At 62.7% G+C, this 21525-nt stretch carries 24 protein-coding genes; 14 read left to right on the top strand and 10 right to left on the bottom strand.

Features of this window, described 5'->3' with window-relative positions:
- Positions 1-8: 8 nt before the first annotated feature.
- Together R3F07_04810 and R3F07_04805 are read right to left on the bottom strand one after the other, a co-directional pair.
- The gene (locus tag R3F07_04810) at positions 9-1664 is read right to left on the bottom strand and encodes an AarF/UbiB family protein (GenBank protein ID MEZ5275683.1); all 1656 of its coding nucleotides are present in this window, start codon (positions 1662-1664) and stop codon (positions 9-11) included.
- A gap of 7 nt (positions 1665-1671) precedes the next feature.
- Entirely contained in the window at positions 1672-1992 is a 321-nt protein-coding gene (locus tag R3F07_04805) for a hypothetical protein (protein MEZ5275682.1), read from the bottom strand.
- Between the two features lie 158 nt (positions 1993-2150).
- On the opposite strand from R3F07_04805, the gene R3F07_04800 reads away from it, so the two are divergent.
- Entirely contained in the window at positions 2151-3068 is a 918-nt protein-coding gene (locus R3F07_04800) for an aldo/keto reductase (GenBank protein ID MEZ5275681.1), read from the top strand.
- An 83-nt stretch (positions 3069-3151) separates the two neighbouring features.
- On the top strand, positions 3152-3397 hold the full coding sequence (locus tag R3F07_04795) for a hypothetical protein (GenBank protein MEZ5275680.1): 246 nt from the start codon (positions 3152-3154) through the stop codon (positions 3395-3397).
- A 130-nt stretch (positions 3398-3527) separates the two neighbouring features.
- Here R3F07_04795 and R3F07_04790 read toward each other — a convergent pair whose 3' ends face one another.
- The 4 genes from R3F07_04790 to R3F07_04775 all read right to left on the bottom strand — a co-directional run bounded on the left by R3F07_04790 (position 3528) and on the right by R3F07_04775 (position 6336).
- Entirely contained in the window at positions 3528-4415 is an 888-nt protein-coding gene (locus R3F07_04790) for a PDZ domain-containing protein (GenBank protein MEZ5275679.1), read from the bottom strand.
- A gap of 16 nt (positions 4416-4431) precedes the next feature.
- Positions 4432-4908 carry a hypothetical protein gene (locus tag R3F07_04785; protein MEZ5275678.1) on the bottom strand — a complete coding sequence of 159 codons (477 nt, stop codon included), beginning with the start codon at positions 4906-4908 and terminating at the stop codon, positions 4432-4434.
- Positions 4895-5407 carry a sigma-70 family RNA polymerase sigma factor gene (locus tag R3F07_04780; GenBank protein ID MEZ5275677.1) on the bottom strand — a complete coding sequence of 171 codons (513 nt, stop codon included), beginning with the start codon at positions 5405-5407 and terminating at the stop codon, positions 4895-4897. Before R3F07_04780 ends, R3F07_04785 begins: the two co-directional genes overlap by 14 nt.
- A 107-nt stretch (positions 5408-5514) precedes the next feature.
- A complete protein-coding gene (locus R3F07_04775) occupies positions 5515-6336 on the bottom strand; it encodes an RNA methyltransferase (GenBank protein ID MEZ5275676.1) in 822 nt (273 codons plus the stop codon).
- A gap of 48 nt (positions 6337-6384) precedes the next feature.
- On the opposite strand from R3F07_04775, the gene R3F07_04770 reads away from it, so the two are divergent.
- The 3 genes from R3F07_04770 (at position 6385) to R3F07_04760 (ending at position 8661) form a co-directional block, all read left to right on the top strand.
- Positions 6385-6915: a PAS domain S-box protein gene (locus R3F07_04770; GenBank protein ID MEZ5275675.1), complete on the top strand. Its 531-nt coding sequence runs from the start codon at positions 6385-6387 to the stop codon at positions 6913-6915.
- Between the two features lie 79 nt (positions 6916-6994).
- Positions 6995-8059: a DNA polymerase IV gene (gene dinB, locus R3F07_04765; GenBank protein ID MEZ5275674.1), complete on the top strand. Its 1065-nt coding sequence runs from the start codon at positions 6995-6997 to the stop codon at positions 8057-8059.
- Between the two features lie 53 nt (positions 8060-8112).
- On the top strand, positions 8113-8661 hold the full coding sequence (locus R3F07_04760; protein MEZ5275673.1) for an NUDIX hydrolase: 549 nt from the start codon (positions 8113-8115) through the stop codon (positions 8659-8661).
- Positions 8662-9093: 432 nt separating this feature from the next.
- Here the strand turns inward: R3F07_04760 and R3F07_04755 are convergent, their stop codons facing one another.
- Together R3F07_04755 and R3F07_04750 are read right to left on the bottom strand one after the other, a co-directional pair.
- Complete coding sequence (locus R3F07_04755; protein MEZ5275672.1) at positions 9094-11631, bottom strand: FtsX-like permease family protein; 2538 nt, start codon at positions 11629-11631, stop codon at positions 9094-9096.
- Entirely contained in the window at positions 11628-12308 is a 681-nt protein-coding gene (locus R3F07_04750) for an ABC transporter ATP-binding protein (protein MEZ5275671.1), read from the bottom strand. Before R3F07_04750 ends, R3F07_04755 begins: the two co-directional genes overlap by 4 nt.
- 28 nt (positions 12309-12336) lie before the next feature.
- Between R3F07_04750 and R3F07_04745 the strand changes: the two genes are divergently transcribed.
- From R3F07_04745 to R3F07_04720, 6 genes are all read left to right on the top strand, one after another.
- Positions 12337-12996: an arylesterase gene (locus tag R3F07_04745; GenBank protein MEZ5275670.1), complete on the top strand. Its 660-nt coding sequence runs from the start codon at positions 12337-12339 to the stop codon at positions 12994-12996.
- A gap of 73 nt (positions 12997-13069) precedes the next feature.
- On the top strand, positions 13070-13255 hold the full coding sequence (locus R3F07_04740; GenBank protein MEZ5275669.1) for a hypothetical protein: 186 nt from the start codon (positions 13070-13072) through the stop codon (positions 13253-13255).
- 31 nt (positions 13256-13286) lie between these two features.
- Positions 13287-14315 carry a cobalamin-independent methionine synthase II family protein gene (locus tag R3F07_04735; protein MEZ5275668.1) on the top strand — a complete coding sequence of 343 codons (1029 nt, stop codon included), beginning with the start codon at positions 13287-13289 and terminating at the stop codon, positions 14313-14315.
- A gap of 4 nt (positions 14316-14319) precedes the next feature.
- Positions 14320-15369, top strand: coding sequence for a Gfo/Idh/MocA family oxidoreductase (locus R3F07_04730; GenBank protein MEZ5275667.1), 1050 nt, complete (start codon positions 14320-14322; stop codon positions 15367-15369).
- Between the two features lie 13 nt (positions 15370-15382).
- Positions 15383-15676 carry a hypothetical protein gene (locus tag R3F07_04725; GenBank protein MEZ5275666.1) on the top strand — a complete coding sequence of 98 codons (294 nt, stop codon included), beginning with the start codon at positions 15383-15385 and terminating at the stop codon, positions 15674-15676.
- A complete protein-coding gene (locus R3F07_04720; protein ID MEZ5275665.1) occupies positions 15673-17088 on the top strand; it encodes a hypothetical protein in 1416 nt (471 codons plus the stop codon). The genes R3F07_04725 and R3F07_04720 overlap by 4 nt, the downstream gene beginning before the upstream one ends.
- 32 nt (positions 17089-17120) lie before the next feature.
- Here the strand turns inward: R3F07_04720 and R3F07_04715 are convergent, their stop codons facing one another.
- Entirely contained in the window at positions 17121-17885 is a 765-nt protein-coding gene (locus R3F07_04715) for a LysM peptidoglycan-binding domain-containing protein (protein MEZ5275664.1), read from the bottom strand.
- A gap of 81 nt (positions 17886-17966) precedes the next feature.
- Here R3F07_04715 and R3F07_04710 point away from each other — a divergent pair, with 81 nt between their 5' ends.
- On the top strand, positions 17967-18956 hold the full coding sequence (locus R3F07_04710; GenBank protein MEZ5275663.1) for a KpsF/GutQ family sugar-phosphate isomerase: 990 nt from the start codon (positions 17967-17969) through the stop codon (positions 18954-18956).
- Positions 18957-18973: 17 nt separating this feature from the next.
- On the opposite strand, the gene R3F07_04705 is transcribed toward R3F07_04710, so the two are convergent.
- Positions 18974-19588: a CPBP family intramembrane glutamic endopeptidase gene (locus tag R3F07_04705; protein ID MEZ5275662.1), complete on the bottom strand. Its 615-nt coding sequence runs from the start codon at positions 19586-19588 to the stop codon at positions 18974-18976.
- A gap of 212 nt (positions 19589-19800) precedes the next feature.
- Here R3F07_04705 and R3F07_04700 point away from each other — a divergent pair, with 212 nt between their 5' ends.
- Both R3F07_04700 and R3F07_04695 read left to right on the top strand, forming a co-directional pair.
- Positions 19801-20829, top strand: coding sequence for a polyprenyl synthetase family protein (locus tag R3F07_04700; GenBank protein ID MEZ5275661.1), 1029 nt, complete (start codon positions 19801-19803; stop codon positions 20827-20829).
- A 64-nt stretch (positions 20830-20893) separates the two neighbouring features.
- The gene (locus R3F07_04695; protein ID MEZ5275660.1) at positions 20894-21523 is read left to right on the top strand and encodes a sigma-70 family RNA polymerase sigma factor; all 630 of its coding nucleotides are present in this window, start codon (positions 20894-20896) and stop codon (positions 21521-21523) included.
- Positions 21524-21525 lie beyond the last annotated feature (2 nt).

Here is a 21525-nt window from a genome sequence, read left to right as displayed (position 1 = left end):
CCCGGATTTCAGCGCTTCTTTCCGCTGCGCAGAATGTCGTAAACCGTCCAGATTCCCACGATGGCGGACAGGAGGTAACCGACCATTCCGAGCGCCGGGTAGCCGAAGAGCAGGGGTTTGATCCCGGTCGTGATGATGAGGGAGGAAGCGACCAGCAGGGCGGCCAGGATCACCCCGAGCGTGATTTTGTTCGAAGCCTCATTGAGCGCTTCATCCAGGTCCTCGAGCCCTCGATGCTGGAAATTGACCGTGATGTCATCCGACTCAATCCGCTTGAGGATGCGGTGCAACTCGGCCGGGATGTCCTGCATCCGGGTCAGCCCGACCATGAAGGAGCGTTGAAGCCCCTTGAGCACGCCGAACGGCCGGCGACGCTCCCGATGGACGTCCGCCAGCACCGGCTGAAAGACCCGGTTGAAACTGAAGCCTGGCTCGAGAGTCAAACCGGCTTCCTCGATCGAGAGGATCGCCTTGGCCATGAGCGAGTAGTCCCGGCCCACCGCAATCCCGTTCTGGCCGAAGATGTGGAACATCCGCAGAAGGGCCCGGCCGACCTGCCCCTTGCCCGTCTCGGGATTGAAGTTTTCCCGGATGGCAAACATGATCTCCTTCTCGATGGCCGAGCGATTGAAGCGGCCGCTCGATCGCGGCAGGTCGGCGGCGATCCGCGCAACCTGCTCCGCATCGCCCTTGAGGAAAGCACCGAAGAGGTCGATCAGGTCGAACCGCATCTGCCGGGTCAGCTGGCCGGCCTGGCCCCAGTCGAGAAAGCAGAGCCGCCCGTCACGCGTGACCTTGAGATTCCCCGCATGCGGATCGGCGTGAAAGAAACCCTGGATGAGGACCTGGTTGAAGAGTGAATGCGCACCGTGCAGGGCGATGGACGAGGCCAGCTCCGAGGGGACGGGCAGATCCTCGATCCGGACCCCGTCCACCCACTCGGTGATGAGGATCGTTTCGGTCGAGTAATCCTCGTAGACTCTCGGGGCGAAGACATGCTCGGTATCCGGATTTTGGATATTAAAGAAGAGCGCGTTGCGTGCCTCGTTGCGGTAATCGAGCTCGCGGTTGACCGCACGGCGCAGCTCCTGGAGGATGCCCGGGAGGTCGTAGGGTTTGAGGTCCGCCACGCCCTCGTGCACCTTCTCGGCAAACCAGTAAAGGATGTCGAAATCCGCCTCGATCCGCCGGGCGATGGACGGCCGCTGCACCTTGACCGCCACTTCCACCCCGCTGGATCGCATCCGCGCACGGTAGACCTGACCGATCGAGGCACTCGCCACCGGGGTGCGGTCAAATTCGGAGAAGAATTCATCGATCGGCATGCCCAGGTCCTCCTCGAGGACCGGTCCCATGACCTCAAAGGGCTCCGCCCGGACCGCATCCTGCAGCTTGCGCAGTTCATGGACCAATTCTTCCGGAAAGAGGTCCGGACGCATGCTCATCATTTGTCCGAGCTTGACCGAAGTCGGCCCCAGTTCTTCCGCCACGATGCGGACCCGCTCCCAGATACTGCGACGGGGACGCGGACTGGAGTCCAGCAGGTGAAGCAACCACGGAGGCGGGTTGGCGCGCTGCAGAAGATCGGCGAAGCCGTTCCGCACCAGAACGGCCGCGATCTCCTTGGCCCGGACCGCGTTGGAAAACAGCTCGAAGGGCTTCACGCGCCCGTTACAGCGATTTGACCTTGTGGGTCAGGTTCTGGACCTCGATTTCGAGAGCGAGCAGACGCTTCTCCAGATCCCCGATCTTGTCCTTTTGCCCCACGCCCATCTGCTCGAGCATCTCCTTGACCCGCTTCTGCACGTCATCGGAGACCGTCTCAAACTCGCGCTTGCCGTCAGCCGCGAGTTTTTCAGCCACCTCCCTGGCGTCCTTGGCCGAAATCTTGCCCTTTTCGACCAGGTCGGCCATCGATTCCTCGATCTTCTCGCGCGTCATGACCACAGCGCCCACGCCCGCCAGAAATGTCTTTCGGATTAGGTCGATCATCCCATCAGCTTGACCCAATTTCGGCCAACCGCAAACCGCAAACAACGGATTGCACGGATCCCGTCCACCCGTCAGGAACCCGCTCCGGAGCGCAGTTCCCCACAAAAGGACGGGAATGGTTTGCCATCTCACGAATGGGTCATGGGATGGGTGCGAGTATGAAAACTCGTGCGATTGCCAGAACCGGATGGAAGATCAGTGAAATCGGCCTGGGCTGCTGGGGGCTTGGAGGTCAGTATGGGGAGGTCGACCGAGGCACTGCGCTCAAGACCGTGAGGACCGCCCTCGAGCAGGGAATCAATTTCTTCGACACCGCCGACGCCTATGGGCTCGAACCGGGCACCAGCGAGAGCATCGTCGGCGAAGCCCTGTCCAGCGTCCGCGACGAGGTCGTCATCGCCACCAAGGTTGGCAACTGGGCACGGCGCCTCGGCCACCCCTTCGGCTACACCCACCCGCTGCACGTCGTGGCCTGCTGCGACGCCAGTCTTTATCGCCTGAAGACCGATGTGATCGACCTCTACCAATGCCATATCGGAGACCTCGGGGAACCTGACGTCTTCCTCGAAGCCTTCGAACGCCTGACCCGGGCGGGCAAAATCCGTGCTTACGGCATCTCGACCAATCGTCTCGATGTGCTCGAGCGCTTCAACCGCGAAGGCCAATGCACCAGCTGTCAACTCGACTACAGCCTGCTCAACCGATCGCCGGAGAAGGACCTTCTTCCCTATTGTCTGGAGCATCGCATCGCCACCCTGATCCGCGGTCCCCTCGCCCAGGGCATCCTGACCGGAAAATACGACTCCGATTCGGTCTTTACGGATTCCGTGCGTTCCGGCTGGAACGAGGGCGAAGGCCGGGCAGGCTATCTTCGCAAGCTCGAAGCCATGAAGTCGTATGCCGCCCTGGCCGAGAACCGAACCTGGACGGAGGCCGCCCTCGTCGGCGTGCTCCATCACCCGGCTGTCACCTCCGTCATCCCCGGCGCCAAGAGCCCGGAGCAGGTCCTCCAGCAGGTGAAAGCCTCCGGTCAGGATCTGACCGCCATGGAAAAGACCGGACTTGACCTGGCCTGATTCATCGGCCAGCTTCCCCCTCCTTCTGATTCGTTGTCAGCGCAGAGGATCCGATCGCATGCCGGTCGATCCTCTTACTGACAATGAAACAGAAGACTACGTTCATACAGGCGGTTTTTCCGAGCCATCACGGCGGAGCCTCCCTGTTCATGGCCTACCAGGCAACCGACCTGCAGGCCCCTGATCGGGAAGAGCGCACCGTCCGCACGGAAGAATCGTCCGAGAACACCCTGCTAACACGGGTCCGTTCATCAGTCGCCGGCCTCTTCGGTCGGCTGACCCGAGTCCGGACTCCCCGCATCCGCGCCCGCGCACCGCAGGCCGGCTAGGGACTTGAAACCAGAAAACCAAACGGGGCGGACTCACACGGGTCCGCCCCGTTCTGTTTTCTTGCCGCCAGGCGGGTGCGAGAATCCCCCAGATCGCCTGGAGAAGGCGACGCGTCCCCCGTGGACCGGGTCAGATTGTCGGGGCCGCGGGGTTCTTGATCACGTCGATGATCGGCGGGTGCGGCAAACGATCCAGATCACCCTCCACCCGCACATCCAGTTTTTCCATACGGGCTTTGACCTCCGGCGGCAGGTGATGGTCGGGCGAACCATCGCCTTGGTAAACCACGTTTCCCTGATCGTCCTTGATCACGACGACTCTCTCGGGGCCGTCGATCTCCACCTCCACTGTACCCGCTCTGTCCCTGAAGACCATCTTCCGCCTCGGATCGATCGCGACGATCCTGCGGCCTGCGCCGCTCTCAAAAGGAACAAGCTCGTCGTTAATGATATCCTCGAAGTGCCCGGCTTCAGGCGGCACCGGCGGAAGCGGCAGGTCGAAGACCGGCAGACGAGTACCCTGGATCCAGTCGAAAGCCCTTCGGATGGGCACCTCACGGGTCTCAAGCGCAGCCCGAATCGTCGACCGCTTGCCTTTGCGGAGGATTTCAAATGCCACCTCAGCGTCCGGTCTCTCGCGGCGCACAAGGACGGTGAACTGACGTGGGGTGATGAGCAACTGGTCGCCCATCTTCACCAGGATATCGTTCTCCTGAAGACCGGCCCGTGAGGCCGGGCTGTCGTCGGTCACCCGCTCCACCACCAGTCCGACACCCTCGTCGAGGTCGAGATGGTCGACCAGGACAGGGTCGACCTCCCGGACTTCGACACCCAGGAAGGTTACCGGTTCGGTCGGAACCGGGTCGTGAGTCGCGGTGGCGTTGACCGACGTTGAGGCGCTGGAATCAAAGGAGGTGGAGGCGCTGGAATTCCGGTCCCCATCCTCGTTGGCCAGCCCCCAGGTAATGACGATCCCGCTGCCGAGGATCGCCGCGACTGTTCGTTTGTATGTTCTCATGATTAATCCAGGGTCTTCAGATTTGCGGTGTATCGATAAAGTAGACCTCGTCCCGAGGCACGGTCATCTCGAAGGTCGCCCGGGTGGAATCATTCTGCCAGGTCACGGTGTCGAGATAGCGATAGACAACCTGCCGGGCAGGCTGGCCGTCCGGTCCGGTCACAACCCCCACATATCGGGCATCGTAAAGACGGTTGAAGGCGCGAACAGGCAAAAAGATTCCCGGTTCGGGCTTCGAAACGTCGCCGGCCGGAGCAGGATCGCCCATCGCGGCCTCTTCCACCGGCAAACGATCGGGGGGCATGAAAAGCCACACCGCCGCGGCCGCGGCCAAGGGCGCGACCAGGGTGACCAGGCGCCCGGGACGACGCGGGAACCGGCGGACTGGCCCCAGCCGTCGCGCGATCTCCGCCTCCAGGCGAGGGCTGACCGGTGGCGGACGAAGCCTTCGAAGTTGGGCTTCAAGTTCGGAGTCCAGATCAGGTAATGACATCGGAGTTCAGATTTTTCCGCAGGGCGGTCAGGGCATAGCGGTAGCGGGATGCCGCCGTATTGGCAGGTATCTCCATGGCGGTGGCAATCTGCTGAAAGGTGAGTTCCCCCCAGATCTTCAGGACGACCACCTCGCGCTGATCCCCGGGCAGACCCCGGAGTGCGGTCTCCACGGCATCCGCCCGCTCCCGCTCCTCGAGGCCGGTCTTGGACGCCGGAAGGCAGGTATCCTCGCCGACCTGGGAGCGTTCCTCGCGGGCGCTCCTCCTGCGGTTCTTGCGCAGATGGTCCAGGCCGGCCCGTCGTACGGAAGCGTAAAGAAGCGCCACGGCGTCGACGTCCTTTCGTGCGTCGGATTTCCAGAAGCGGACAAACCCGTCCTGAACCACGTCCTCGGCATCCGCCGGCGTCTGCACCCACTGGCGGGCATAAAGCACCAGCTTCGACCCGTAGGCGTCAAACCAGCTCTTCCAGGTTCCGTTTCTGTAGGGATCAGCCATTGGTCATTTGCGTCGACTGCCCCTGTAACGCCGCCGAGCCCGCAATTTGTCTGACCAACCGATGATCTGTCGGGTTCCTTCAATCCGCGGCTCCAGGCCGGTTTCAGCTATCCGGACCTACCGCCCAACCTGATCTGACCCAGCACGACGGCAACCGAAGCGGCGGCGTTGAGGGACTCCGCATGGCCAAAGCGGGGAATCATGGCCCGAAAGTCAGCCCTCGCGCGGACCTCAGGCGACACGCCGCGAGCCTCATTTCCCACCACCAGGACCAGCTTGTCCGGCCAGTTGATCGACCGAACATCCGTCGCTCCTCCCAGTTCGAGGCTGGCCACGGAAAATCCATCCACCCGCAGGGCTTCGATGAAATCGACCGTCGAGTCACCCGTTCCGACAGGAAGCTGGAAGAGCGACCCCATGGTTGCCTGAACCACCTTCGGGTTGGTCAACTCCACCGATCCCGGACCTGCGAAGAAACCGGCTGCTCCGAACCAGTCGGCCGTCCGGATAAGCGTGCCCAGGTTTCCCGGATCACCCACCCCGTCCGCAACCACCACGACGAGCGGTCCGCTCACCCCGCAGGAAACCGCACCAGTCGTTATCCCGGTGCCCAACTCCACGGGGCCACGAGGCGACCAGGACACCAACCCCGCCAACTCGGGGGGCGTCACCGAATGGGTGATCTGGCGCATCTGCGCACTCGAAGCAACCTCCACCCTGACCGCCCGTTCACGCAGCCGCTCGAGCAGGCCCACCCGGTCTGCCTCGATCGTCCGCCCCCCGGTTTCCAGCAGCCACTCGATGGCTATACCCGCATCCAACGCGGCCTCGAGCGAGCGCCAGCCTTCGACCAGGCAACGTCCCTCCGCCACCCGCAGCTTCTTGCGGGAATAACCGCGTAGTTTCTGAACCGAAGCCTTTGACAACATGACAGGGAATCTCTCCGTTCACCGGAAGACGGCCGAAAAGGTTCGGAAATTGTTGCAGCCCGGTCGGGTCAAGGTTACCATCCCAGCTGTTCTACCCGAACCCCTCATCCGGAGACAACCTCCATACTGGAGCGAACTGCTTTCAGGGAAGTCGCAGAAAACCTGCCCGACACGGTCGTCCTGACCGATGCCGAGGGCCGCATCACCTGGACCAACCAGGCCTTTCACGACCTCTGCGGCCATTCCCGCTCCGCGGTCAGGAACCGCAAGCCCGGTTCCTTTCTACAGGGTCCCGAGACCGATCCGGAAACGGTGGCACGGGTCCGATCCGCCATTCGCGAACGGCGCCCGGTCAACGCCGAACTGCTCAACTACCACCAGGATGGAAGGCCCTACTGGGTGTCCCTGCGGATCACCCCGCTGCGAAACCAAACCGGCGAGGTCGACGGATTCATCGCGATTGAGAGGGAAGTGACCAGGGCTCACAACCGGGAACATTCTCTCGAACACCAGGTGGCCGAGCTCTACACCGCCCTGATCGGTCTGGTCGACCCGACCCAGGCGCCTCAATCCGTCTGAAACCTCGCAACGCCGGCCCGTCCGCGGACTTGATCGGCACCGGTCCGCCGTGTCATCCTGCAAAGGCCGACCAGACCGAATGCGCAAGATCATCCACCTCGATATGGACTGTTTCTACGCGGCTATCGAGGTCCGCGACCATCCCGAGCTTCGCGGTCATCCGGTAGCAGTGGGGGGAGACCGCGATCGCCGGGGCGTGCTGACGACCTGCAATTACGAAGCCCGGGCCTTTGGAGTCCGTTCGGCCATGCCGACGTTCATGGCACTGCAGAAATGCCCCCACCTGATCGTTGTCCCTGTCCGTTTCGACGCCTACCGCTACGAATCCCGCCGGGTCCGTTCGCTGATGCAGGATTACACCTCACTGATCGAGCCGCTTTCCCTCGACGAGGCCTATCTCGATGTCTCCCACCTCCCTCGTCCCGCCGCCGAAGTGGCCGGAGAGCTCCGCCGGAGAATCTACCGGACCACCGGCCTGACCGCTTCCGCCGGAATAGCCACGAACAAGCTCCTCGCCAAGATTGCCAGCGACTGGAACAAACCCAACGGCCAGCATGAAATCCGGCCGGAGGATGTCGCCGCCTTCATGCAGACCCTCCCGGTCAGACGCGTCTGGGGGATCGGTCCGGTCGCCGCCGCCCGGCTCCAATCACTGGGCATCACCACTTGCGGCGAGATGCAGCAGATGACGGCCCTCGAACTGCAACAGCTCTTCGGCCGGTTCGGAACCGAGCTCTATGACCTCTGTCGCGGCCGGGACGATCGGGAGGTCGAAACCAACCGTGAACGCAAGTCCCTCAGCACTGAAAGGACCTTCCGGGTCGACCTGGAGACCCTCGGGGAATGTCAGACCCGCCTTGAACCGATGGTTGAGGAGCTGCTCGACGACCTCCGCCACCACCGGGACGGGCCACCGGTCGCCAAGGCATTCGTCAAACTCAAGTTCGCCGACTTCAGCCGGACAACCGTGGAGCGAACCGGTCTCGAACCCACCCTCGACACTTTCGCCCACCTTCTGGCCGAGGGTTTTGGCCGCAGCGGACAACCCGTCCGCCTGCTCGGAGTCGGCGTGCGCTTCGCCGAACCCGGACCGGCGGCACCGACCGCCATCCAGCTCGAATTCGACAATCTCTTTGAGGATTGAGTCTCGGGACGGAACCTGATCCTCCTCTGCCCCCACCGCACCACCCGCACTCCATGCCCCTGCTCGAGCTTCTCCAGTCCTGCGAACCCACCCACCCGGACGACCCGGCCATTCGTGAACGCTTCATCCGATTCGTCAAGGCCCACCCCGACTGCCTGGAACGCTCCCTCCAGGTCGGTCATGTCACCGCCTCGGCCTGGGTTGTCGACTCAACCCGGTCCATGGTCCTGCTGGTGCATCATCGCAAACTCGACCGCTGGCTCCAGCCCGGCGGACATGTCGACGGGTGCGCCGAAACCGAGCTGAGCGCCCGTCGCGAAGTCCTCGAAGAAACCGGCCTCTCCGATCTGGTCCGTTGCGGGCCGCTGCCCTTCGACCTGGATATCCATCCCATTCCCGGACACGGAACGACCCCCGCCCACCACCATTACGACATTCGTTACGCCTTCCGGCTGACCGGAGACCAATCCCTGGTCGTGAGCGAGGAATCCCACGAAGTCGCCTGGGCGCCCATCGATCGACTCGAGGATTACGACCCCGATCCCTCCCTCCTGCGCATGCGGACAAAATGGCTGGCGGTGGCGCCGGGATTGCCGGATTAGGCAGCCGACGTCACCGGGAAGACATTCCAGGGCGGTGCCCCCGACGGACGGCCCGGACCATCGGAACCGTGGCGGAGCGCGACGGCCACACCGAACAAACCGTAGCATGAACCGTAGGGTTTTTCAATCAAAAACCAAACGTAGTATACTACGTAATGTTTTCATTTCCGCGATAGACCGCAGCAACCGGGAACGGCGCGCCCGGCGGTCACGCTGGCTGATGTGACCGATCTGGCGGTAGGGCGTGACCGCTGGGCGCGCCATCGATGCTCTTCGACGGCGGGTCCGTAGGCCCCGGCCGACCGCAAAGGGGTTCGGGACAGAACCAGGATCATGCCCCTCGGCGGGGCGCGATACTGGAATCCTGCGGTTTGTTGATCTCCGGATACAACAGGTCCACATGGAAGCCGGAGGCTTCGCACCTTCCCCGTCTCACTCTCCCCTCAGGACTTCCAGCGGAGGGTGATTGAGGGAACGGATCCCGGTCAGCCAGCCGATCAGCACGGTCAGCGCCGGCACGATCCCGCAGGCGGCGAGAGCCGGTCCGAGCCCGGGAAGGCCCCCCAGGTCAAAGACGAAGCGGCCGACGGCCCATGCGCCAAACCAGGCCAGCATCGAGCCGGTGCCGGCGGCCAACAGGCCGAGCAGGGCGTATTCCGCCACCTCGATCCACCCAACCTGCCGGCGGGAGGCTCCCAGAGTCCGCAGCAGCACGTTTTCCCGCAACCGCTGAAACCGCCCGGCCAGGACCGAGCCCGCCAGGACGATGAGGCCGGTCGCGACGGTGAAAAGCGAAAGGACCCGGAAGACAAGGGACATCTTCTCCAGGATGCCGTTGACCGTCTCGAGGATGAGCCGGAGGTCGATGGCCGAAACATTGGGGTAGGTCTCGACCAGTTGACGCTGGAGGTCGGCCGATGCCCGGCTGTCCGCCACCCGGGTCGACATGATCATGAACCAGGGCGCGGCATCGATCGGGCCGACCGGGAAGACGACGAAGAAATTCGGGCGGACCCGTTTCCAGTCGACCTCCCGCAGACTCCTGACGACACACCCGACCGGAACCCCCTGAAGATCGAAGTCCAGCCGGTCGCCGAGACCCACCTTCATATCCTCGGCGATGCCGGCCTCCAGCGAGATCGGAACCGGCTCCGAGACCGGATCCCCCGTCCACTCCTGAATCCATTCTCCGGATACAAGCTTCTCGGTCGGGCTGAGGGAGGAGCGGAAGGTCGATCGGTATTCACGGTAGAGCACCCAGCGCGGCACCCCGCGCTCCCGGTCCTTGCGGATTTCATCGACCGTTCGGCCGTTGATCGCGGTCAGCCGCATCGTCACCACGGGTGCCTCCTCGATCAGGGGCGCCCGGTTTGCCTCAAGCAACCCGGCCACTCCGTCACGCTGATCCGGCTGGATGTCGAAGAGAATCATGTTCGACTCGTCTTCGGCCACGGTGCCATCGATCTGTCCGACCAGCATTCCCTGGAGGAGGCTCAGGGTGGTCACGAGAAAGGTGCCGAGACCCAGGGCCAGGATGACCAGCAGGGTCCGGTTATTGGGCCGGTGGAGATTGGCGAGTCCCTGCCGGACGACGTAGGGTGCCCGCCGCGGCACGAGATGACGGGCCGCCTTCATCAGCAACCAGCCGACCAGGGTGAGCAGGCCGAAGGTGACGAGGATTCCCACGGAGAAGGCCGCGCCATGCCGCAACCGCTCCACCCGCAGAAGGATGAAGCCGCAAACCCCGGCCAGAAGGACCAGGGCGAGGAACAGGGAAACCGGATCCCGCCAGAAGCGCCGCGTCGGCTCGACGGAAGCCCTCAATGCGAGAAGGGGGGAAACCCGGCGGACCTGGAGCAGGGGAAAGAGTGCGAAGAGCACGGTCATGCCGACGCCGACCAGCAGACCCTGCAGGACCGCCGAACCGGAAAGGCCACCGGCAACCTCAACGACCAGGAATTCTCCGACCACCCCGGGAAGGATCCGCAGAACCACCCCGGCCAGGGCCGCCCCGAGGAGCGCCCCGGTCAACCCGATCCCCGCCGCCTGGACGAGGTGGACCGCGACCGTCAGTCGAGCGGGCGCACCCAGACAACGGAGGACCGCCACCGAGGTCAGCTTTTCCCGGATAAAGACATGGATCCCGCTGGCCACCCCGACACAACCCAACAGGAGCGCGACGATGCCGATCAACTCCAGGAAGCGGTTCAGGTTGTCATAGGATCGACCCAGACTGCGTTGACGGTCGCTGACCGTGCGCGTGGACAACTCCAATTCCTTCAAGCGCGGCCACCAGGGTTGCAGCCGATCCGCCATGACCAGTCCATCATCAAAACGAAAATGGACCCGGTAAGTCACCCGGCTTCCCTTGCGCAAAAGATCGGTCTGTTCCAATAGATCGAGGGGAAGGAAAACCCGGGGCGCAACCAGCCCGGCCCCGGGAGATTCCCCCGGCACGCTCAAGACGGCGCCTTCGATCCGGAACCGCCCGGTACCCAGTTGCACCTCGCTCCCGCGGCCCACCCCGAACTGCAGGAGCAGACTCTCCTCCGCCACCACCCGGGGTCCGATCCGGAAGGCTTCCGCAGCGGATTCCGGATCGGTTTTCAGAACTCCATAGAACGGGAAACCCTTTTCCACCGCATGAACCGACACCAATCGGGACTGACCGGTTTCGGGGAAGAGGATCATCGACGAGAACGCGATCTCGCGGGCCTGTTCCCCGCCGAGAGCGGTGAAAACCGCCTCGTCCTCCGCATCGAAGGGATCGCTGGAAGAGACAACCAGGTCGGCTCCCAGCAAGGCCCGCGACTGGTCCTCGAGCGCACGGCGCAGATTCTCCCCAAACGAGGCGATGGAGACGAGGGCCGCCACCCCAAGCACGATGGCAAAGGCATAGAGGAGGAGGTGCCGCCGCGATGAACGGGTATCGCGCCAGGCCATGATGGCGATCCACCAGAGCCGCTTCATCCCGCCGGCGGACCCTCCATCCGCCCGTTGCGCAGCCGGATCGTCCGGTCGGTCCGACCGGCCAGCTCAAAATCGTGGGTGACAAGGATCAGGGTCGTCCCGGCTTCCGCATTGAGACGAAAGAGCAATTCCGTCACCCGCTCGGCCGTTTCCCCATCAAGATTGCCGGTCGGTTCATCGGCAAAGAGGATGCGGGGGCGGTTGATGAAGGCGCGCGCCAGAGCCACCCGTTGCTGCTCACCGCCCGACAATTGAACCGGGAAGTGACCGCAGCGGTCGCCCAGTCCCACTTCGCCCAGGAGGGCACGGGCACGACCAGCCGCGCCACCTTCACCGCGGAGTTCCAAAGGCACCATCACGTTTTCCAGCGCAGTCAAGGTGGGGATGAGATGAAAGCTCTGAAAAACGAAACCAACAGATCGGTTGCGCAGGGCGGCCCGGCCATCCTCGTTCAGTCCGCCCAGGGAGACACCGTCCAGCAAAACCGCGCCGGCGCTGGGATCATCCAACCCGGCACAGATGCCCAGAAGGGTGGTCTTCCCGCTGCCGGACGGACCCACGATGGCACAGGAGGAACCGGCCTCCACGGCAAAATCGATCCCCTCCAGCACGACCAGGTCCCGCCCGCCTGAACGGTAAACTTTGGTCACCGACTCGACATTCAGTATGGAATTCATCTCTTGAAAAAACGCATCCCTGTTCGGAATGACGATCCACCATCCCCTATTCTTCATCATTATCAACGCCGTCCTCGTCATTGTCCCCAACCTGAGGGCAGACGAGGCGGCTCCCGCCATCCTCTTTTTCGGCGACAGCCTGACCGCCGGCTACGGCGTGGATCCCGACCAGGCCTATCCGGCGCTGATTGAGGCGCGGCTCCATGCAGCCGGATATCCACACCGGGTCGTCAACGGCGGATTGAGCGGGGAGACCACTGCCGCCGGTCTGCGGCGGATTGACTGGTTCCTCCGCCGGCCGATCGATGTCTTTGTCCTCGCGCTCGGCGGCAACGACGGCCTCCGGGGCATCCCGATAGACGAAAGCCGCCGCAACCTTGAAGGGATTCTCCGGAAGGTCCACGAACGCTACCCGAAGGCCCGCCTTATTCTGGCCGGGATGGAGTCACCACCCAATATGGGAGCAACCTTCACCGCCGCCTTTCGGGAGATCTTTCCCGAAATCGCCCGCGAATCAGGTGTCGCACTCATTCCCTTCCTGCTGGAAGGCGTGGGGGGAGAGCCCGAACTGAATCTGCCGGACGGCATCCACCCCAATCCCGACGGACATGCGATCGTCGCAGACAATGTCTGGCCGGTGCTCATCGGCTCGCTTGGAAACGCACCCGGGACGACGGAAAAACCGTGATCTCCGGAAAACTCGACGGGGCGCCCTCGAAAAGGCGCCCCGTCTCGTTCGAACATCAGCAAAGCAAATCGCGATGATACCTCCCCTAATAAGAAATCAACGCGCCTTGCAGATCTTCCACCGTAGCAAGAAAACCCTGATTTTCAATCAGGAAAAATCCCATGCCTGCCCTGAAGGGCTGATTCACGGTCTGTTTACGGACGCGAAACCGCGCTCCGATCCCGCGACTGACGGCTTGCCCTCCGAAGACCACACCTGAATGCTCGGGACCCTGAACGCCCCGACCCTTTATGAAGAAGAAAAACCTCCGCCTTCCCTCCAAGAACCGAATCCTGACCACAACGGTCGGATCCTATCCTGTCCCGGAGTGGCTTTCCGCTCTTCCCAGCGAGCAGGCCGTGATCGATGCGACCCGAGTGGTCTTCGACACGCAGCGACAGACCGGCGTCGATCTGCCGACTGACGGCGAACTCTATCGATTCGATACCAACCATCCCGACACCAATGGGATGATCGAGTACTTCATCCGACCGATGGAAGGCGTCATGTCCGAGGTCGGTCGCAGCCATACCGAGGAATTCACCAGGAAGCAGTCGATGGGATTTCGCCGGAAGCCCGCGGGCGTGGTCACGGGACCGCTCGAAGGCGGCAGCCTCAACCTTCTGGCCGATTGCCAGAGAGCCGCCGATGTGGCCGGAGGGCCCTTCAAGTTCACTGTGACGAGCCCCTACATGCTCTCCCGAACCCTGCTCGACCGCCACTACGGGGACTTCGAGGCCCTGACCATGGCAATCGCCGATGTCCTGGCCGAACAGGTCCGCGGCCTGCCCTGTGACTGTCTTCAGGTGGACGAGGCCAACATCCCGGGCAATCCATCCGACGGACCCCTCGCGGCCGCCGCCATGAACCGGGTTCTCGATGCGTTCGATGGCGAGCGTGCGGTTCACTTCTGCTTCGGCAACTACGGAGGGCAGACCATTCAGGGAGGCACCTGGAAAGCACTGACCGCCTTCCTGAACAGCCTCCACACCAACCACCTCGTCCTTGAGCTGGCCCACCGGCCGAAAAGCGACCTGAACGCGCTCAAGGATATCGATGCCGGGATCGCGCTCGGGATCGGGGTGATCGACATCAAGGTCAACCACATCGAAACAGCCGACGAAATCGCCGCCGCCATCGAGGCCGCCGAAAAGAAGGCCGGAGAGGGGCGGATCCGCTGGGTCCATCCGGATTGCGGATTCTGGATGTTGAAGCGTTCCATCGCCGACCGGAAACTCGAAGCCCTCACCCGGGGCCGCGATCTTTACCTCGGACGCTGACCCCATGATACGGCTTGGCTTGGTCGGATGCGGGGTAATCGGTCGCAAGCACCTGGAAGCGGCCCGTGCCCTCGACGGTGCCTGTGTGGCCGCCGTGGCCGATCTCGACGAGACGCTCGCCCGCGACGCAGCCGCGGCATTTGCCGTCGACCGCTTCACCACCCGAGCTGATGAACTGATTGAAGATCCGGCCATCGACGGTATCATCCTGGCCGTGCCCACCGGGGTTCGCGCCGCCCTCGCCCGCCGCGTCCTCGAACAGGGCAAGCATCTCCTCCTGGAGAAGCCGGTCGCCATGAATGCCGGGGAGGTCCGGGAACTGCTCGCCCTCCAGGGGGACCGGATCGCCGCCTGTTGCTCGTGCCGATTCCGTTTCATCCGAACGGCTCCCCTGGTGCAGGAGGCCCTGCGAAACGGCCGGATCGGCCGACTCCGCACCATCCGGGTTCAGGCCCTCTTTCCGCCAGCCCCCACTCGACCGGAAAATCCGCCGCCGTGGCGGCTGATCCGCCGATTGAACGGTGGCGGCATCCTCGTCAATTGGGGTTCCTACGACCTTGATTTCGTCCTCGGGGTCCTCGGATGGTCCTTCAGCCCGGAAACCGCATGTGCCCGGACCTTCGGCGTGCCCGCGCCATGGGCCGGGTGGATTGCCCCGGGGTCCGATGCCGAGACTCATGTCATCGCCCAGATCCATGGCGCAAATGGCACGGTTCTCGATTACGAGCGGGCCGAGTTTCATCCGGGACGGCGGGTCTTCGACTGGTCCTTCAGCGGAGATCAGGGCACCCTGACCGTCCGCATCGGCGACAAGGACATCGAGGTCTCGCTGGTGACGGCGAACGCCGACGGCACGCTTAAGACGGAGATCATCGGGGAGGAGCCGGTTGACCACGCGGCCATGCACGCCGGACCGGTTACCGACTTTGTGAATTCCATCCGGAACGGGTGCCCACCAATGACTCCGCTCAACCATGCTCTGACCGCCGCCCGGATCACCGATTCCATCTATGCCTCTGCCGCCCGGGGCGGACTGGAACAACCCGTTCACTGATCGACCCAATTCGATGAAATTCGCCTTCATGTCCTTTTCCTGCCCCACGGCCGATCTCGGGCAGATGATCGGACTCGCCCGAGAATACGGTTACGACGGGATGAACAACCCGGACGCACTGGAGTTCCGCCCCTTTGGGGCCGGAGAATATGATCTGGCCACCGTCTTCCGCTCATTGATCACCGATGGTTGCTCGGGGTACCTGAGCGGCGAGTGGATCAATTGGGAACCGGCCGAGGTCCACCTGCCCCGCGAGATCCAGGCCATGCGCGCCTTCGAAGCGTCCTTCACTCCAACCGCCTCATGATACGGGTCGACAGGATCGAGCTCTTCCGGAAGCAACTCCGGACGCGGATGCCCTTCCGCTATGGAATCGCCACCATGGTGGATGTCCCCCACGTGTTCCTCCGGCTCCATCTGGAGACCCCCTCGGGCCGAAGCCTCGGTATAAGCGCGGACCACCTGCCGCCAAAATGGTTCACCAAGGACCCCGAAAGGGATCCGCTGGAGGAAATCGATGAGATGCTCGAAGTCCTCCGCCACGCCATCGGACTGGCGGCCGGCCGGAAGGCCGCTTCTCCCTTTGCGTTCTGGATGGAACTCTACCGGGAACAGGCTGCCTGGGCGCCGACCCGCGGCATTCCCCCGCTTCTTGCCCATTTCGGCGTCACCCTGGTCGAGCGGGCCCTGGTGGACGCCTGGTGTCGCGGGCAGGGTATTCCCTTCCCCCGGGCCGTCCGGGAGAACCGGCTCGGGATCGAGCTCGGTCGTATCCACAATCCACTGACAGAACGCAGCCCGGGGGAATTCCTGCCGGACCATCCTCCCGAGACCGTTCATGCCCGTCATACCGTCGGTTTGTCCGACCCGCTCCGCGAGTCCGACATCCCTGACGGCGAGCGCCTTTCCGACGGGCTCCCCCAGTCACTCGAGGCCTCCATCCGCGCCTACGGGCTGACCCACTTCAAGATCAAGGTGCAGGGCGATCCGGACCGGGATATCCCCCGGCTCCGGGAAATCGCACGGATCCTCGATCGCTCCGCTTCTCCGGACTACCGGGCCTCGCTCGACGGGAACGAGAGCTTTCGAACCGGGGCCTCCTTTGCCGGTTTCTGGACGGACCTCCGGAAGGATCCGGCGCTCGGCGGCCTGCTTTCAAGAATGCTCTTCATCGAGCAGCCCCTTCATCGGGCCATCGCCCTCGAGGAACCGATCCGGGAAGCCGCCCGACCGGACGGCACCCCCTGCCCGATCATCATCGATGAATCCGACGCCGCTCTCGACAGCCTGCCCAAGGCTCTCGAGCTCGGCTACGCCGGCACCAGTCACAAGAACTGTAAAGGCGTCTTCAAGGGCATCGCCAATCGTTGCCTCATCCGATTCCACGTTCTCCAAGGTCGGACGAATCTCATGATGAGCGGCGAGGACCTCTCCAATATCGGCCCGGTCGCCCTCCTCCAGGACCTGGCCGTCCAGGCCACCCTCGGCATCGACAGCATTGAGCGCAACGGTCACCACTACTTCGCCGGACTGGCTGCGTTTCCAGACACCCTCCAGGCCGACATGATCCGCCACCACGGCGATCTCTATCGTCGCGAGCCCGGCCAGCCCGCCCGCCTCGCCCTTTCAGCGGGTCGGGTCCACACCCGCAGCGTTCTCAACGCCCCGTTCGGCTGCGCCTTCAGACCCGACCTGGAATCCTTCGCCGAACCAATCTGAACGGGGATCTCCCGGAGCCGGCCGCTGCGTCTTCAGGGTATGATCAGTTCCGACCCCACCTTGAGATCCGTCTCTGACGACATGATCGAACGGTTTGCGGTGTAGATCTCACGCCAGCGGTTTCCACTTCCATAATAACGCTTGGAAATTGAATAGAGGGTGTCGCCCCGGGCCACCACGTGACGCGTCCCGCCCGCGCGGGTTGGAGTTGTCGGGGCCGCCCGGACCGGTTCGGCCGCACGGGTTGTCCCGGATCGCAGGGCCGGGCCCGTCGTGGTCCGCGGGGGCTCGGCCGATGGCAACGGTTCCGCCTGAATGGCCGCCAGTTGCGCCTTCATCTGCTTGTTCTCGAGTTGAAGCCTCTCGACGAGGTCCAGGAGATCGGCGTGCTGGTAATAGTCATCGAGTGGTTGGCCCGGAAGCTGACGGGCAAACTGTTTCTTCGAGGTGTCGATCAACTCCCGGACCATCGGGGATTGCGGGCTGTTCGGCCTCAATTCGAGGTACTTGCGAAAATGATAGATGGCGGCGATCGGGTCTTGAATATGATTCAGGTAGATCTGGCCGACCTCCAGATGGGACTCGGGCGCATCCCCGTTTCGCTTCTCAATCACCTTGAGGAACGCCTCCAGTGCCACCTGGTTCTGGCCCGAGCGCAACATCTGGATTCCCCGGCGATAATGCGGTTCATCCGTTTCAGAAGTGATTTCCAATCCACTGCGGTCGCGACATCCCGCCAGCAGCAGGAGCATTACCAGAAACACCCACGCCGTGGGGCTCTCTCGAACAAATCGCATGGACCCCAACCTTGCGCTTCCCGTGCCGGGTGACAACGAAAACTCCTTTCCATGTGCAAGAATCCCGATAGAAAAGCCAGGATGCCGCTCGATCCCGCATCCGCCATCCGCCGCGGAAAGGACTGTATTACGACCGAAGCTCTCGCTCTTGAGGCAACCGCGCGATCCCTTGATCATCACTTCGCCGAGATCATCGGCGCCCTCAACCACGTCCTGGACGCCGGACGCAAGCTGATCTTCTCCGGGCTCGGCAAATCCGCCCATATCGCACGAAAATGCGTCGGCACCTTCAACTCGATCGGGGCACCCTCCTGCTTCCTCGACCCGGTCAATGCCCTGCACGGCGACCTTGGTCTCTGTCAGGAGGGCGATATCTGCCTCCTCCTCAGCAACAGCGGCGAATCAGAGGAACTCCTCCGGCTCGTTCCACTGATCAAACGCTTCGGGCTGGCCAGCGTGGCGATCACCTCGCATCCGGAATCCACCCTGGCCGGTGCCTGCGATCATGTCCTCGCCTATGTGGTGCCGCGCGAGGCCTGCCCCCTCTCACTCGCCCCCACCGCCAGCACGGTGGCTGCCATGGCGATCGGAGACGCCCTGGCCATGGTCCTGCTCGAAGACCGGGGGTTGACCCGGGATGATTTCGCCCGTTTTCATCCCGCCGGCAATATCGGACGCAATCTCATTCTCCGGGTGACCGATGTCATGCTGACTGGAGACCGCTTTCCGCGCCTTCCCGATGACCGGACGGTCCAGGATGCCATCCTCAGCATGACCAAAGCCAAAGCCGGCTGCATCGCGCTCACCTCGGAAGTGGACGGAACCCTGAACGGGGTTTTCACCGACGGTGATTTCCGGCGATGCGCCGTCCAAGGGGGCGATTTCCTGAACAGGAAGGTCTCGGATTACATGACCCGCAGTCCGGTTACGGTACGCGACGACAGCCTCGTGGTCGATGCGCTCCGCGTTTTTGAGGTCAGGACGATCGACGACCTCATCGTCGTTGACGGCGAAAACCGTCCGGTTGGTCTCATCGACGGACAGGACCTTCCCCGGATGCGTCTGATCTGACGCCCGGATCTCCAGTCCTACCACCAGCCGTCCACAAAACCCTGCTGGAACTTGATGACAAGCACCCCGAGGTTCTTGGCCAGATGCGCCGCAATCGAGGGGATGAGCGAACGCTCGGGGTTCGACCCGAGGAAGCGCACCGCGTAAAACCAGAGCGAGCCCGCAAAAACCACCCCGCTACTGAAGAAACCCTTCCGATCCAGATGCAACGCCAGTCCATCCTCCGACCATGTCCAGAGGAAGGGATGAAGCAGGGCGAAGACCAGTGAGAAACCGACGATACTCGCCCAAAGCGCCACCCGACCCCGACGGGTCACCACCAGATATCCCCGAAAGACCAATTCCTCACCGAATGCGGCCGCCAGGGTGTAGAGCCCGAAGAGCCAGGTGACCGTCGACTGCTCACCCGCCACCCCGAGAGCCACTTCGCCCCAGGTCTCCACCGCGAGGAGAATGAAGGCACCCAGCACCGCCACCGCCACCACCGGCCAGGCAACCGGCGTCGCCCCGGGGAAAGGTTTCGGATTGGGCCGACCGGCACAGGCAAGTCGCCAATCCTCCACCCAGAGGCGCCCCAGCCAGAGCACCAGCAGGCACAACCCGACAAGAAGCAATGGATTCTCAGGAGCCATCGGTGAAAGGACCGCTCGAACACAGGACCCGTCGGATGACCGATCCGAACCCGTCGACCGGGTGCGCCGCCGGAATCGGCGATGGGGTCGACCGCCGATATAACCGCCTTGCCGACCGGGCTTTTCTACTTAGGGTTGCCATGCTTCCATCAATGAAGATCTCCTAATGTGTCGCAAAATCCTCCGAGACGCGTATAAATCCGTCCACCATCATGCTCGCCAGTGACAAGGCAAGTCAAACGACAGTCCGACCCGAAGACCTGAGTGCTCTCTTCGCCAATCTTGAGCCTCATTTCTCCGGGCTTGACCGTTTCATGGCCGGACAAGTGTCCCAATTTGAGCCGGAGATCCGTGAACTGGTCAGTTACTGCCTGCAAAGCGGCGGCAAGCGGATCCGGCCGGCCCTTGTGTTCCTCGCCGGATGGCAGTGCCCGGATGAGGCCTTCCCCGATTTGATCCAGCTGGCGGCCGTCATCGAGATGGTCCACCTCGCCACACTCGTCCACGACGATATCATGGACGAAGCAAGCCTGCGCCGCAACCGCTCAACCGCAGCCAAGCGTTTCGGCCCCCATACCTCCGTCCTGCTGGGAGACGCCCTCTTCGCGCATGCCGTCCAGATGGCAACCGGCTTTCCGACCACGATGGTCTGCCGCCAGGTCTCTCTTTCGACCCGGAAGGTTTGTGCGGGCGAGATCATGCAGACGCTCGAACAGCGGCACGGCCGCCCGACGCTCGAGGCCTATCACCGCGTCATTGACCTCAAGACCGCGGAGCTATTCCACCTGTCCTGTCACCTCGGCGCCACCCTTGCCCACTCCTCCCCCGGCTTTGCCGAGGCCGCCGGATGCTTCGGACGTCATCTGGGCGTCGCCTACCAGGTTTATGACGACCTCGCTGACTTCTTCGGGACGGAAACCCGCATCGGGAAGACTCTCGGAACTGATTTCGCCCAGGGCAAATGTACTCTTCCCCTCCTGGTTCTTCTCGATCGGCTCGATCAATCGGATGCCCAAACACTGCTCAAGGAATTGAGGGGAAACGAGAACAGCCATTTTGGAAGACGCGTCGCACAAATGGATGAACTCGGTGTCTTTGAGGAGGTGAGCCATACCATCCGCAACGAAATTCATGCGGCCGAAGTCCTCCTCCAGCCGTTCAAACGCCTTCCCGCCGCAAGAGAGCTCCTTCGCTTTTCGGGTATTCTCCGGGTTCAACTGGACTCATTGCGCTCCGAATAGGCCGGGGGTTGCTGCATTTGCTATTGCTTGAGCCGATCAGTAGAATAATCTGAACCCCCGAACGATGAGCATCGCGAAAACACTCGATCGCACGATCAACGTCTCCCCGGAGCGGGCGCAGGAGGCGAGCAGCGATCTTTCCATCGTTCTCCGGGTGCAGGGTGGCGATGTCGCCGCGTTTGATTCCCTCATTCTGAAATATCGGGAACGCATCTTTTCCGTCATCTACAATCTCACCGGAAATCGTGAGGATTCCTCCGATCTGACCCAGGATACCTTCATCAAGGCTTTCCAGTCGATCAACCGGTTTAAAGCCAACTCCAGCTTTTTCACCTGGCTTTACCGGATCGCGGTCAACACCACACTTACTTTCCTCAGGAAGAACAAGTTACGCCGTTTTCTCAGCTTCGAGAAGATTCAGGAAGACGGCGAAAGCGCCGAAGTCATCGACGCATTAGTGTCAAAAAGTCACTCCGATCGCGATACTTTGCGCAGGGAACTGCAGGAAAAATTGAACGAAGCACTGCAGCGTTTGTCTTTCAAGCATAGGACCGTCGTTACTTTGTTTGAAATCGATCAACTCAGCCACAAGGAAATCGCCGAGGTCATGGGCTGTTCCGAGGGGACGGTCCGGTCCCGGCTGCACTATGCCAAACAGGAATTACAGTCCCAACTGCAGGATTATCTGAAATAGCG

Source organism: Opitutaceae bacterium (assembly GCA_041395105.1).
In the GTDB taxonomy this organism is placed as follows: domain Bacteria; phylum Verrucomicrobiota; class Verrucomicrobiia; order Opitutales; family Opitutaceae; genus B12-G4.
The sequence above is the reverse complement of the archived record's forward strand: the minus strand, read 5'-3'. Positions and strand labels throughout refer to the sequence as shown.